The sequence below is a fragment of the Rhizobium sp. L51/94 genome (assembly GCF_019355555.1).
Classification (GTDB): domain Bacteria; phylum Pseudomonadota; class Alphaproteobacteria; order Rhizobiales; family Rhizobiaceae; genus Rhizobium; species Rhizobium rhododendri.
Map to the genome: position 1 here is coordinate 1,158,247 of NZ_CP072141.1, position 14,023 is coordinate 1,172,269.

Sequence of the window (14,023 nt, forward strand, 5' to 3'; positions counted from 1 at the left end):
ATGAGGTCAACGGATGCTCCTGCCCTGCAAGCGGATACGGGGGTCGAGAAAGCCAAGGGCTATGTCGGAAATCAGCACGCCGATGACATTGAGGACGGCAAGGAACATCAGGAACGATCCGGCAAGATACATGTCCTGGCTCTGCAACGCCTTGATCAGCATAGGCCCGGTGGTCTCCAGCGACAGGACGATCGCTGTTATTTCAGCGCCCGAGATGATCGATGGCAGGATCGAACCGATATCGGCGACGAAAAAGTTGAGGGCCATTCGTAGCGGGTATTTGATCAGCGCACGCAGCGGGTGAAGACCCTTGGCCCGCGCGGTGATGACGTATTGCTTCTGCATCTCGTCAAGCAGGTTGGCGCGCAGCCTCCGGATCATGCCTGCGGTACCGGCCGTGCCGACGATGACGACGGGGATCCACAGATGCGAGAGGATGGAACTCGCCTTCTCCCAGCTCATCGGCTGGGACAGATATTTCTGATCCATAAGGTGGCCGATGGAGACGCCGAACCAGACATTGGCGAAATACATCAGGATGAGCGCCAGCATGAAGTTCGGAATGGCGATCCCGAGCAGCCCGAGAAACGTCAGGCTGTAGTCGCTCCAGCTGTACTGATGCGTCGCCGAATAGATGCCGATGGGAAACGCGATCAGCCATGTCAGCAGGATAGTGGTGAACGACACGAGGATAGTCAGCCACAGTCGGTCGCCGACCACCTGGGAGACGGGTAGCTGATACTCGAAGGAATAGCCAAAATTGCCATGCAGCATGCCGGCCACCCAGTAGACGTACTGGACCGCCACCGGCTTATCCAGGCCGTATTCCTTGCGAAGCTCCTGTATTTCCTGAAGGTTGGCGGTCTCGCCCTGTGCTTGAAGTTCGGCAATCTGGCTTTCGAAGAAGTCGCCCGGGGGCAGCTGGATGATGGTGAATACCAGCATCGAGATGACCAGCAGTGTCGGGACCATGACGGCGATGCGCCAGACGATATATCTAAGCACGGGGATGGTCCTCCGTCAGCCAGAAGGTATCGGGCATGTAGATGCCGAGGAAGCATGTCGGATCGAAACCGTAGAGCGCCTTTTCGGGCACGTTCTGCAGCCGCCTGGAGTGCAGGATTGGCTGCAGGGTGCCATTGATCAATCCGATCGAAAATACCTGCTCGGTATAGATGGCCAGCATCTTTTGCCAGATTTCCGTCCGTTCCTCGAATGAGGCCGCGATACCCCATTGTGCCAGGAGTTCGTTCAGCTGCGCAGCCTCGGGAACATCGGGGGCAACCCCCTGGCTTCCGCCGGACAGGTAGTACATGCCCCAGAGCGGCCATTGAAGCTGGTCGTCCATCGTCGGTGCCAGTTCGCCGGGGTTCATGTCTGCCGTCGGTACGCCATTGTCGAGCCCGTACCAGATGGACATCATGATGCGCCCGCCCATCGCCCGGCTGCGGAAGATGTCGCGCTGCGAGGAGCGCGTGAAGGCCGCAATGCCGATCTTCCGCCAGTGGTCGGTGACCAGCTCCATCACATCGGTGTCGAGCGTGCTTTCGCCCGCTGTCTCAACGGTGATTTCCATCGGCCGCCCGTCGGGCAGCAGGCGCAGGCCGTCTGCGTTGCGCTTGTCGAGGCCAGCAGCATCGAGCAGGGCATTGGCCTGGGCCGGGTCATGGTTCACCCAGGCCTTGGCGTATTCCGGCTTGAAAAGCGGGCTTTCGGGCAGCACGGTGTCGGCACTTTCAGCACCTAGGCCATAGAAAGCCGCCATGTTGATCTCGTGACGGTCGATCGCCATGGACAGCGCCCGGCGTACCCTGACGTCGCGGAACACTTCGCGCCAGACCTTGTCGGCACAATTGAGGTTCGGCAGCAGCGCCACGCGCGATCCGCGCGCCATTTTCCAGAGGTTGACCTTCACCGGGTAGCGCTTTTCGGCGTCTTTCAGGAACGCATAATCGTCGAAATCAATGCCGGTCGCCTGCAGGTCGCTTTCGCCGGCACCGGTCTTGGCAGCAATTATCGACGACGAACTGACATTCAGAACGAAGCGGTCGATATAGGGAAGCTGCCGCCCGTTCTCGTCGACCCGGTGAAAATACGGGTTGCGCTCGAAAACGAACTGCTCGGCCGGTGGCGCGGTGGTGTTGTGCCAGGGATCCAGCACCGGCAGGGCCGGATTTTCCGGACGGTAGGCGCGACCCATCTTGATGTGCATCTCCTGCCACTTGCGCGCATGATTTTCCTTCATGAGCGAAGACAGCCTGATCTCGTCCTGATATTTCTTGTGAAACTGCTTGAGGTAATGAGCGGGGCCGGCAAGCACCAACGGCTGCGGGGCAGCGATGATCGGCAGGAAATTGGGGTTCGGCTTGTCCCAGGAGTAGCGCACCGTCAGGGAATCGATCACCTCGAACTTCGGCAGGCTGCCATGCGGCCTCAGTTCCAGGGCGCCGCCGCCCGGAGTGAGCTGCTTGTTGAGGATGACGTCTTCCCACCAGTAGCGAAAATCGTCGACGGTGAACGGCGCGCCGTCCGACCATTTATGGCCGGGCCTGAGGTGGAAGGTAAAGACCCGGTCGTCTTCGATGTCATAGGATTCGAGAATGTCCGGTTGCATCTGCAACTTCTCGTCATAGCCGATCAGTCGCGCGTAGCCGTAGATCGTCATGAACCGGAGATCGCTCTGCCCACCGATGATGGTCCGCACCGAGCCGCCATATTGGCCGGGCTGGCGCCCCATCGCCTTCAGTTGGACAACCCGAGGGCGGTCCGGCAGGCGGTCGGCCATAGCTGGCATCTGGGCTGCATCCAGCCATGGCCGAAGATATTCCGGCTCAATATCGCGATCTGCAGCGCGCGCCGAAAACGTCGGCAGCATGGTCGAGGCAATTGCACCAAGGAACGTCCGACGGGTTACCACGTGCGCAATTCCTGGATGTTGGCGTCGCGATGGGCGCGAACGAAATGGCCATCGCCGAGATCTGCGTAGGCAAGTTCTTCGCCTTCGGCCTCGGCGAAGTTCGGACCCCAATCCCGCTTCGAGCTCGGGCCGACCGCTTGCAGCCCTGCAAAGTCGAGGGGACGATCGAGGTCGGGGAAGGGGACGGCTGACAGCAGCGACCGGGTGTAGGGATGCACGGGGTCGCGCAATATGATGCCCCTGGGGGCGATCTCGACGATGCGTCCGCGATACATCACGGCAATGCGGTCGGCCATGTAATCGACGACCGCCAGATTGTGCGAGATGAACAGGTAGGTGAGCCCGAGTTCCTTCTGCAGGTCCTTCAGCAGGTTGAGAATCTGCGCCTGCACGGAGACATCGAGCGCCGACACCGGTTCGTCCAGGATCAGCAGCTTCGGACCGAGAGCCAGTGCCCGGGCGATGCCGATACGCTGGCGCTGCCCGCCGGAAAAGCTGTGTGGATAGCGGCTGAGGTAGCGTTCGTCGAGGCCGATCGCGCGCATCAGCGCCGAGACTTTCTGCTTGCGGCCGGCGCTATCGCCGCGCCCGTGTATTTCCAGAGGCTCGCTGAGGATATTGCGCACCGTCATGCGCGGCGAAAGCGACGAAACCGGGTCCTGGAACACCATCTGTATGTTGGTGCGCAATTCCATCAGTTCGTCGCCGCTCACAGCCAGCACATCGACATCGCCGTGGCCGTCGTTGAAAACGACGGTACCGCTGTCCGGCTGGACGGCGCGCATCAATATCTTGCTGACCGTCGTCTTGCCGCAGCCGCTTTCGCCAACCAGTCCCAGGCATTCGCCCCGACGAATATCGAAGCTAACATTGTCGACAGCACGCATCTCGGAGCCGGCTCCCCTGTCGAACAGACCGCGCTTTTTTGTTTTGTAAGTCTTGGCAAGATTGCGGACCGTCAGCAGCACTTCCGGTCCTGCCGGCTCGCTCTTGCGCTTTGCGGAGAATGTATCGATGTTGACAGGCACGTCGCGCAGCGATTTCAGCCGCTCACCGGGCTTCATGTCGAAATGCGGTACGGCGGACATCAGTCCCTTCAGATAGGGATGTTGCGGGTTCCTGAAGATAGTCTCGACGGGACCGGCCTCCATCACCTCGCCGTGGTAGATGACAACCACTTCGTCGGCCATATTCGCGACCACGCCGAGATCGTGGGTGATCAGCAGCATCGCCATTTGCATCTTGCTCTGCAGATCGCGGAGCAGCGTGAGGATTTGTGCCTGGATGGTCACGTCTAGCGCCGTCGTCGGCTCGTCGGCGATCAGCAGCGCCGGGCTGCAGATCAGCGCCATGGCGATCATCGCTCGCTGGCGCATCCCGCCGGAAAGCTCGAACGGATACATGTTGAAGGTACGCTTGGGGTCCTGAAAGCCCACGAGCTCCAGCATTTCCTCGGTCTTGAGGCGCTGTTCTTCCTTGGTCGCGGTGCTGTGTATCCGAAGCGCTTCGCTGATCTGGTTTCCAACCGTGTGAAGCGGGGACAGCGACGTCATCGGCTCCTGGAAAATAGTCGCCATCCTCCCGCCGCGAAGAGCCCGCATGGGGGCGCTGTCGCGCGACAGGCTCAAGATGTCGGTGGTGACGCCGTTTTTTGGGTCGGTGAACAAAATCCTGCCGGATGCAACAGCCGGAGTGGGCAAAATGCCCATGATTGCCTGGCTTATGATCGACTTTCCGGACCCGGATTCGCCGACCAGTGCGGTCACCTTGCCCGGTAGGATCCGAAGGCTGGCACCTTTGACGACGGAGAGCTTGTCGCCGTAAAGCGAAAACGATACGTCGAGATTTTCGATACGCAGCAAGTCCGTCTCAGGCGCCATGCAAAAGAATTTCCCCGTATCACCTGTGACCCGCGCCGGCACACTAACGTAGGCTATAACGGGTGTCCAGTTCGCCGGTTCCAGTCTCCCGACAGAAATCTGCTTCGTCTTCAGATACCTATCAGAATGGCGCGAAGGAGCTTATGCTTGGCTCTACTGGACGATTTTTCCGGGTTGCCGCCGGATATCCTGTTTCTTGGCGTCGCGATGCAGAAGAATAACTTGCTCTGCCTCGGATAACCCGTCCGTCGCGGCATCGTAGAAAACATCCTGATCACCCTGCGATGTAACAACAGGCTTCGGGTGAAGTACAGTCAGTTTCTGCCGTACGCCGCGAAGCTTTTCTTCGCCGAGCGTTACCCAATCGCCGCCGCTATAGCCAACGAATGCCTTGCTGGCGACCACTTCGCGGGAATACTTCTTGGTCAGCGATTGCAGTCTTTGCACTTCGTTGACGGCGGAGCCGAACGCGGAGAATGTCAGCCGGTCCCTGAGGCCGACGTTGCCGAACATAACATTGCCGACATGCAAGCCGATGCCATAGCGGATCGGGTTTAGCTTTCTGGACAGGCGATCCTCGTTCAGTTGCGCGACACGCATCTGCGCCTGCGCGACGGCAGCAAGCGCTGCCCGGCAGGCAACCTTCGACGGGTCCCTGTGCCTGTCGCAGGGATACACCGCCAGAAATCCGTCCCCGAGAAAACTCATGATTTCGCCGCCGTTCCGGTTGAACGGCGCGGCTATCGCGTCGAAGAACGCGTTCAGCGTGTCGATATACGCCTGGCGCCCCTCTTTCTCGGCAAATACCGTCGATTGACGCATGTCTCCCATCACCAAAGCGGCGCGGATAGTCTCGCCGTCGCCGCGCCGGATCTGGCCGTTCAGCACGCGTCTGCCCGCATCGCCTCCGAGATAGGTGGTCAGCATGTTGTTGGCGAGCTTGCCGAGCACCGCCATCTTGGCTGCCAGCGCCAGATGGTTTTGCATCCGCAACAGGGCACCGATCATCTCTTCACTGAAGCCGCTCGCGCCATCCGTTGCCCACGAACCCATCATGCCTTGCGCCGAGCCGTCACCGAAGGTCTGCACGAAGGCTATGTAGTCGGTGACTTTCTCCTTGCGCAGTTCCTCGAAGATCGGGAAGTCAAGCGGCCCGTCGCCGTCGATGCGGCGGCGCATATAGTCGAGATTGCTGGTCAGCAGATGGTAATAGGGGCTTTGCAGGAACCGCTCCGGCTTTTCGCCGGAGTGGCGATAACCTTCGATCGTCAGCCCGCTGGCGCGACGCCAGGTGAATCCCAGCGCATCATAGAGTGGATGCAGCATCGAAAATGTCAGATGCACACGGGCAATCGGCAGGCCGGATGCGGAAATACGGTCACAGAAGCCGCGCACGACGTTCTCGAGGTTTTCGCCCGTCAGCGCCGCCTGCGTCAACCACTCCGCCACCTTGTCGAGAAAAATGTCGGAGACGCTGGGAAAGGAGTTCGTCATGCAAGCGGTTCTCTGGAGTGGCGTCGGTTGCCGGGTGCAAGGGGCAACTGTTACGGAGGCAGATAAGAACATTTCAGGTTGAGGCAATGGGCACGGTAAAGCCTGTCGCGTAAAACACTATTCCTCCTGACGAACAGTGTCAGACCGGGCCCGATGCAATAGTCGACCAGCTTCCGGCGGGCATCTCGGCGCCAGACTGCGGCTGGCACGAAGATCCGCGGCAGCCATGGCGTAGCCGCCATTGGCGCCATCGATGAAATGCATGTGGTCGCGCGACAGGGGCGTCGGCACGAAGCAGGTCATCAGTGCCGAGGCCTGCCGGTGCAATCCGTAGCGGCATATACCCTTTGCTTCCGCTTCCTTCAGGATTTTCTCCAGTCGCGCGAGGCGGTCGGCATCGAGGTCGATCGTCATTTTCAGGCCGTCGTCGAATTTCCGGAAATCGGAATTGGCCGCGACGTCCCGCTTGTAGCGGCGTGCATCGAAGGACCCCAGCGTGAGCCTAAGCTTGTGCAGGGCGATGGTCAGGCCGATCTGTGCGGCGATGGCGAGCTTGCGGCGCAGGATCCGTCTGTCCGAGGCCGTCGCGCGCGCTTCGTCCGCCACCCCGCCAAGCGCCAGACCCAGTTCGGGGCCGTCGACCGGCACCGGATGGCCATCGCGACCCTGCTCGGCGGCGATTGCAATGATGCCGGCGACGAGGCTCTGGAACTCCAAACCATGGCCGCGCACATCCGGTACCGCGATGACAGAGACGATTTCGCCGTTGCGCGCCTCGATCGGGTTCCAGCGACAGGAAAGACCGGTCAGGTCCGGACGCATCTGCGTCTGGTCGGCTTCGACACCGTAGTTACCGGCCTTCATCTGCGCCTCGGCCCAGGTCGTGCCGCCGCCAGCGAACATGGCGTAGGAGACGAAATCCGTCGGGCTGAAACGCGCCACCCGAACGTCCATTCCCTGTGCCCGGATGTCGGCCATCGGCACGAGCGCGCATCGCAGGCTCAGGTGCAGGTCGGCGGCCACGAAGGATTGCACGGAGGCCAGCGCCTGGCGTGTGCGGTCCAGGCCGCTCGACGGAATGACGATGCACGCCCCATCTCCGCCGAATACGAAAGGATAGTCGGCGCGTCCGAGTGCGTTGAGAACGGCGGAGATGACGCTGGCTCCGGCCATGTTGACGGCCTTGTAGCGACCGGCTGCAATCGCTTCCGTCGAGGAGACAATATCGGCAAGAGCCAGATACCAGTCGTCGGGCAGGGGACGATAGTTGCCGTCGTCCGTCACCCCTTCGAAGCGGGTGAAGACCGGCAGGGCACTGAAGAACGCATCATGTGTCAAATCGTCCATAATCCATCCCTATCATATCCCTTTATGTTGAACGAGTGCAGTGACGGATGAGTTGCACGCGACGCGACAGACCGAAAACGTCGTTGTCCTGTCGACGGGGCCGTCCTGACCTGCTAGGCGGACACACTCAATTGCCAACCCTGGAAATTCCCGACCATGAGCCGCCTCGACAGTTTCATTCGACGCCTGAGCGCCCAGCGCGACATACTCGATCATCTGACCAGAGATGTCGCCGCTCTCGAAGGCCCGATCCTCGAGTTGGGGCTGGGCAACGGTCGCACCTTCGATCATCTGAGGGAGCGTTTTCCCGGGCGTCGGATCATTGCCTTCGACCGCGCCGCCAATGCCTCCGCCCATTCGATGCCGGCGCCGGAAGATCTGGTGCTTGGCGAAATCCAGCAGACGGCCCAGGCATTTCTCGGTGTGGATGCGGCACTCGCCCACGCCGATATCGGCACCGGCTACCCTGACAAGGACGAGATCACGCTGCGCTGGCTGCCCCAGTTGATGGCCGGTGTGCTGAGATCGGGTGGCGTGGCAGTCAGCGGCCTGCCGCTTGTCCACGCCGACCTGCAGCCGCTTCCGCTGCCGGATGGCATCCACGAGGATCGCTATTTTATCTATCGCCGCAGATAAGACTCAGCCGTAAAAGAGCACATCGAACTGTTCGCCGGTAACCGGCAACTCGTCGACCTGCATGTCGATCTGACGATCTTCGCTGAACATGATGCAGGTCTGGTAGAAGCCTGCCAGCTGCCGCTTGAAGTCGGCAGCCTGCTCCGGCCCGTAGAATGCCGGCGTGAACTCCATGTAAAGCGGCACGCGCCGAGCCATCAGGGCGTGCATCGAGCGACAGGCCACCGGCTCGTAGCCTTCGATGTCCATCCAGATCAGCCCGATCTGACTGACCGCCACGCCGGCCTCTTCGAGGATCTGCGCCACCGGCCTGACCGGAACGGAGATCTTCAAGGATCCGCCGGCCTTGCTGATGGCGCTGCTTTTGCCATGGTTGCTGTGATGCTGGAAGAATTCGAGGTTGCCAGTGCGGTCGCCTGCAGCGCAATTGACCAGCGTGACGCGGTCTTCGAGCTGGTTCTGCTGGATATTGCAGCTGAGCAACCTGACATTGCGCGGATCCGGCTCGACCGTGACGATCCGGCGATAGGCCTGGCTCAGGGCAAAGTAGATGGTCTGCGTGCCGATATTTCCGCCGAGTTCGAGCAACACGTCACCGCGGCGCTGCAATCCGCGCTCACGCAATACAGCCAGCAGGCGGTCTACATGGTCGCGCTCGAAATGCCCCTTCCGGAACACCTTGCGGCCGATATAGTCCGATGGCGAAACGCTCATGATGTGATCGCCGCAGTCGACCGTCAGCGTCAAAACCCGCGACCCTATCCCGCCGATCAGCAGTTTGCGGCCGAACGGCATGTCGAACAGGCGCGTCGCCAGACGGTCGCGCAGCTTGCGCAGGCGTCGCTTGTAGTTTTTGCGTATCCAAAGGAGAGGGCTCATCATCGCCTTCCCTACACCGGCCGCCCGCTCATGCAAAGCGGCGGCACTCGCTCTTCGGCACGATATAGACCTGCAGCGGCTGCGCACGACCGCGCACGGCGATCTCACGGCTCTCGATGCCTGCAGTGTCGACACCGGAGAGCAGCGCGACCGGCTCCGAGAATACAAGCGCGGTCTCGAACTCCTTGGCAGCGCTCTCGAGCCTGCTCGCGACGTTGACCGTATCGCCGATTGCCGTCAGAGATTTCACGTTGCCATAGCCCATCGATCCGACAACGGCCCGCCCGGTGTGGATGCCGATGGCGATCTGAAGGGGCGCTGAGAGTTCATCCGCCAGTTCCGCCGCCAGCTTGTCGAGCTCGACGACAATCGCAGCTGCAGCCTTCAGCGCCTGCCGGCAGGCAATCTCCGGCGTAGTGCCAAGGCCGAACAGCGCCATCACGCCATCACCGATGAATTTGTCGATACGGCCGCCTTGCTCCTCGATGACGCGCCCGACGATGGAAAAATAGCGGTTGAGCAGAAACACGATATCGAACGGCAGACGCGATTCGGTAAGCGTTGTGAAATGGCGGATGTCGCAGAACAAAACGACGATCTCGCGCTCCCGACCCGGGCTTGCCGCCTGGCTGAAGGTGGGAATGGCCGTCTCGGCGAGAGGCACGAGCATCGGCACGACGGTGACGTTATGGGGCGGGCGCAGCTGGCAGGCGAGCCTGACTTCAGGTGCCGCACCAATCCTGGTCAGGGTTTTCTGCTCGAGGGAATCAGGCGGCGGCAGGTTCTTGCCACCCTCGAGCACCTGGACGCGGCAGGTCGAACATTGCCCCTTGCCACCACAGATCGAATAATGCGGAATGCCCCCGAGGCGGCTGGCTTCGAGCACTGTAAAGCCACGCGGCACCTCGATGGTCTCGCCGCCGGGATAGCGAATGGTAATCTGGTGCGCCCGCTCGCTCCATCGACGTCTGGCCCGCAGCAGGAACAGTCCAATGATCGAGACAGCGAGGATTCCGTAGAGCGCCAACCGGTACGGGGCAAGCGCCTCCGACACGCCGCGGGGTGCGGAGCCTGCGACGCTTGCAGCCTCCCGGGCCCCGTAATAGCCGCCGGGATAGCCGTTGGGGACTTCATGGGCGATCTGGTAGGCGATATTGCGGCCCATCGCCGCAAAACCGAGCAAACCCAGCACCGGCAGGAGGATTGCGAACGCCAGCAGGGCAGGTGCGAGGCGGCTGTACCATGGGCGATATCGCAGCCAGAAATGCAGCCCGATGCATCCATGCACCCAGACCACGACCAGTGCGATCGCCTGTCGCATGCCAACGTAGGGCGAGTTGACCCATAGGGACCGGACGGTGGAATGGTAGGTGTCGGCAAAGCCGTAGAGGCTGTAGACGACCCGCGTGGCGACGACGTGGTCGATCAGCAGCAGCGGCACCAGCAACCCGGTGATAATCTGGAAGGCCTCGCCGACCGGCATCCGGAGCGTCCTGCGAAGATACAGCGCCCGGAACACCAGAAGGACATGGATGACGACCGCACCGTAGAAAAGGCCGGTGCCGATGGGATTGCGCCATATCAGCAGGAAGATAAGGCGACCTTTTTCCGCTACATGAACGGAGATCAGCCCGAGCGCGTGATTGCTGATATGCATCAGCACGAACAGGAACACGACCAGACCCGAGCCCAGTCTGGCTCTCCGGATGGATCGGTCGGAAAGCAGGGTATGTCGCGCCGCTATGGTTTCAATCCGCCTCTGGATGGCTGTTCACAAATGCGCTCTGATAGGCTAACCAAAACCGGCCATGAATATCGACATGCCACATTTGTCTATGGTTTATCTAGCGAATAACCGGGAAGCTGTCGAGGATCACCCCGCAATACAAGGTCGCATCATCCTGTCGTTCACGAAGGCTTTATGGGTTTTCCACGCCGTTCGACGGCAACGCGACAGGGGAAACGTCAACAAACTGGCGATGCCATGAAAATTGCCTTCTATGCGCCGCTAAAATCGCCCCACCATGCCGTCCCCTCTGGCGACCGCCTGATGGCGAGGCAGCTGATCGCAGCGCTCGAAATGGCAGGCCACAGCGTCGAGGTTGTGTCCGAACTACGCAGTTTCACGGCAACGCCGGATCCGGATTTGCGCGCGCAAATGACGACAAAGGCCGGCGAGGAGATCGCGCGCCTTGTGGCAATGCCGACATCAACCAGGCCACAGCTCTGGTTCACCTACCATCCTTATTACAAGACGCCGGACCAGATCGGTCCGGCTGTGGCACGTGTGTTCGGTATCCCCTATGTCACCGCCGAAGCCTCCTATTCCGGGCGCCGGGATGAGCAGGGCTGGCGCGAAAACCAGCGTCTTGTTGCTGATGCCGTGCGCCAGGCTGCCGTCAATTTTTGCTTCACCGAGCGCGATCGGTGCGGCCTGATGAAAGCCATTCCCGAGGGTGTGTATGCTCACCTTCCCCCGTTCATCGACCCGGCGCAGTTTGCGTCGCCCGCGACAGAGGCGCCCCACCGGCTGATAACTGTCGCGATGATGCGCGATGGCGACAAGCTCGACAGCTACGCGATGCTGGCGCGCGCGCTCGATTTGATCCGCGAGAAGGACTGGACGCTGACGATCATTGGCGATGGCCCCAAACGTCCGGACGTCCAGGCAATGTTCGCAACGTTCGGTGACCAGCGCATCGATTGGCTCGGCCAGAAAAATGTTGACGAACTCGCCGTCGAGCTTTCACGCGGCGGTATCTATGTCTGGCCGGGCTGCGGCGAGGCCTATGGTCTCGCCTATCTCGAGGCCCAGGCAGCAGGTCTTCCCGTCGTTGCCCAGGCAACGGCCGGTGTTCCGGAAGTCGTCGTGAACGGCAAAACTGGCATTCTGACGCCGGATGGGGATGTGCAGGCATTTGCGGCAGCGATTGCCGAGCTTCTCGACGATCCCCAGCGCAGCCGGGAGATGGGGGCCGCCGCGCGTCAGTTCATTTTTGCCGAACGGTCGCTGGAGGCCGCATCGAGCCGGCTGGACGCGCTCTTGCACCAGCATCTGGGAGAACGATATGCGCGATGAGCCGCACTGGGAAAAATTGGGCAACGTACTCGAGAGGATGTCCGATGCAAACCGCAGCGCTCGGCTATGGCTGCGCGATGACGATGCTATCCAACCGACGCCGGCGCTCGAGAGGCTGCTGGACATGACAAGGCATGCCTCGGTGCCGCTAAGCCTTGCCGTCATTCCCGCCTTCACCGGCCAGCCGCTGGCAGACAGGTTGGAGGGCGAGACCCACGCCGCCGTGACCGTTCACGGCTGGAGCCACGAAAACCATGCCGGCAGCGGTGGCAAGAAGTGCGAACTCGGTTTGGATCGCCCGGCCGACGTCGTGCTTGGAGAACTCGGTGACGGTCTGGCCAAACTCCGAGCGCTCTATGCCGCCCGGCTCGATCCAGTGCTCGTCCCGCCATGGAACCGCATCGACAAGACACTGCTGCCCGAACTGAAGCCTCTCGGCTTTCGCGCCGCATCCGTCTATGGCAAGGCAGACATCGCCAGCCCTATCGAATTGATCAATACCCATGTCGACATCATGGATTGGTCAGCAGGCCGTTGCCGCCCTCACGCGGACCTCGTGGATCTGCTGGTCGCCGAACTCGCACGTCGCATGGACGGCAGCGATGAGCCGATCGGATTTCTGACCCATCATCTCGTGCACGACGAAGCCTGTTGGGATTTCATGGAAAAGCTGTTCGAAGTGACGGCTACCAGCGACGCCGCGCGCTGGCATCCGCTGGGCGAGCTATTGGATTAAACAGTCACCGTCTGGCCATCGAACGCGGCGAATGCGCCAGGAAGACGTTCGCGAGCCTTTGCCTGCATGGCGTCCAGTTCGTCGTCCGTGCGCGATGGAGCATGGTGAAAGAGGGCCATGCGCTCGACACCGGCCATCTTCGCGAGCTTGACGCCTTCTTCCCAGGTCGAATGGCCGAACCCGCGATATTTCGTCATTTCCGGTTCTGTATAGGTCGTGTCGTAGACCACCAGATCGGCCCCCTGCATCAGGGCCAGAGCCGCTTCGTTGATCTGGTCGTCGCGGTGCTCGGTGTCATAGACAAGGGCGATGATCCGGCCGGCCCATTCGATGCGGTAGCCGACGGCCCCGCCTGGATGATTGAGCAGCGCGGTGTGGATGACGATCCCCGCATGGGGCTCGATCACGTCGCCGGGTTTGAAATCGCGAAAGCCGAGTGTCGCCCGGCAGATATCAGGCTCGACTGGAAACCATGGCGGCCGCATGAACTGGTCGATCATGCCTCTCGTGGTCGTCTTGCCGGCGAGATGTCCCGACCACAGGTTGACGGTGACGTTTGGATTGTAGATGGGCTCGAAGAAGGGCAGGCCTATGATGTGGTCGTAGTGGGAATGGGTGAAAAACAGGTCGATGTCCGTGACTCCGCCCTGTCGCAGCGCAGCCGACGCTTCGCGCACGCCTGTGCCAGCGTCGAACAGCAGGTGCCTGTCGCCAAATTTGATTTCGATGCAGGACGTGTTGCCGCCGTAACGCTCGAATTCCGGGCCGGAAACCGGGATACTTCCCCGGACGCCCCAGAATTTGAGTTCAAGCAGATCGCTTTTCATGCTCGTTTTTATACCAATTCCCCATTGCCGACAACGTAACCACACTTTTTCCTCCGTGCGAAGCCAGCAATTTCCATAAAAGTTTCCATCAGGCGAAAACCAAATCACCGAAAACCCGGCCCCGACCTTCGGCGCGCGCGCGTAAGGTCGGCTTTGTGCGTTTTCGCGGGAACCTAAGCATCTTCTTAACGTTTAAATTGTCGGCATCGTAATGCCTGCCGATCCAGA

Annotated in this window: 11 protein-coding genes; 3 read left to right on the forward strand and 8 right to left on the reverse strand. The window is 60.9% G+C overall.

Annotated features, from left to right (window positions below; all coding sequences use genetic code 11):
* Nucleotides 1-6 precede the first annotated feature (6 nt).
* The 5 genes from J5274_RS05510 to J5274_RS05530 form a co-directional block, all read right to left on the reverse strand.
* On the reverse strand, nt 7-1,005 hold the full coding sequence (locus J5274_RS05510; RefSeq protein ID WP_142823796.1) for an ABC transporter permease: 999 nt from the start codon (nt 1,003-1,005) through the stop codon (nt 7-9).
* Complete coding sequence (locus J5274_RS05515) at nt 998-2,917, reverse strand: ABC transporter substrate-binding protein (protein WP_142823797.1); 1,920 nt, start codon at nt 2,915-2,917, stop codon at nt 998-1,000. Before J5274_RS05515 ends, J5274_RS05510 begins: the two co-directional genes overlap by 8 nt.
* Nucleotides 2,911-4,797 (reverse strand): ABC transporter ATP-binding protein, encoded by a 1,887-nt coding sequence (locus J5274_RS05520; RefSeq protein WP_142823798.1) that lies wholly within the window; start codon nt 4,795-4,797, stop codon nt 2,911-2,913. The genes J5274_RS05515 and J5274_RS05520 overlap by 7 nt, the downstream gene beginning before the upstream one ends.
* A 153-nt stretch (nt 4,798-4,950) precedes the next feature.
* Complete coding sequence (locus J5274_RS05525; protein ID WP_142823799.1) at nt 4,951-6,291, reverse strand: adenylate/guanylate cyclase domain-containing protein; 1,341 nt, start codon at nt 6,289-6,291, stop codon at nt 4,951-4,953.
* A 117-nt stretch (nt 6,292-6,408) separates the two neighbouring features.
* Nucleotides 6,409-7,638, reverse strand: coding sequence for a DUF3095 domain-containing protein (locus tag J5274_RS05530; RefSeq protein WP_219274799.1), 1,230 nt, complete (start codon nt 7,636-7,638; stop codon nt 6,409-6,411).
* 156 nt (nt 7,639-7,794) lie between these two features.
* On the opposite strand from J5274_RS05530, the gene J5274_RS05535 reads away from it, so the two are divergent.
* Nucleotides 7,795-8,274, forward strand: coding sequence for a class I SAM-dependent methyltransferase (locus J5274_RS05535; protein ID WP_142823801.1), 480 nt, complete (start codon nt 7,795-7,797; stop codon nt 8,272-8,274).
* A 3-nt stretch (nt 8,275-8,277) separates the two neighbouring features.
* On the opposite strand, the gene J5274_RS05540 is transcribed toward J5274_RS05535, so the two are convergent.
* Together J5274_RS05540 and J5274_RS05545 are read right to left on the reverse strand one after the other, a co-directional pair.
* Nucleotides 8,278-9,153, reverse strand: a complete 876-nt coding sequence (locus J5274_RS05540) for an FkbM family methyltransferase (protein WP_142823802.1) — start codon at nt 9,151-9,153, stop codon at nt 8,278-8,280.
* 28 nt (nt 9,154-9,181) lie between these two features.
* The gene (locus J5274_RS05545; protein ID WP_142823803.1) at nt 9,182-10,906 is read right to left on the reverse strand and encodes an adenylate/guanylate cyclase domain-containing protein; all 1,725 of its coding nucleotides are present in this window, start codon (nt 10,904-10,906) and stop codon (nt 9,182-9,184) included.
* A gap of 231 nt (nt 10,907-11,137) precedes the next feature.
* Here J5274_RS05545 and J5274_RS05550 point away from each other — a divergent pair, with 231 nt between their 5' ends.
* Together J5274_RS05550 and J5274_RS05555 are read left to right on the forward strand one after the other, a co-directional pair.
* A complete protein-coding gene (locus J5274_RS05550) occupies nt 11,138-12,232 on the forward strand; it encodes a glycosyltransferase family 4 protein (protein WP_142823804.1) in 1,095 nt (364 codons plus the stop codon).
* Nucleotides 12,222-12,968, forward strand: a complete 747-nt coding sequence (locus J5274_RS05555) for a polysaccharide deacetylase family protein (RefSeq protein ID WP_219274800.1) — start codon at nt 12,222-12,224, stop codon at nt 12,966-12,968. The genes J5274_RS05550 and J5274_RS05555 overlap by 11 nt, the downstream gene beginning before the upstream one ends.
* Here the strand turns inward: J5274_RS05555 and J5274_RS05560 are convergent.
* Nucleotides 12,965-13,795, reverse strand: a complete 831-nt coding sequence (locus tag J5274_RS05560; RefSeq protein WP_142823806.1) for an MBL fold metallo-hydrolase — start codon at nt 13,793-13,795, stop codon at nt 12,965-12,967. The genes J5274_RS05555 and J5274_RS05560 overlap by 4 nt on opposite strands.
* Nucleotides 13,796-14,023: the final 228 nt, after the last annotated feature.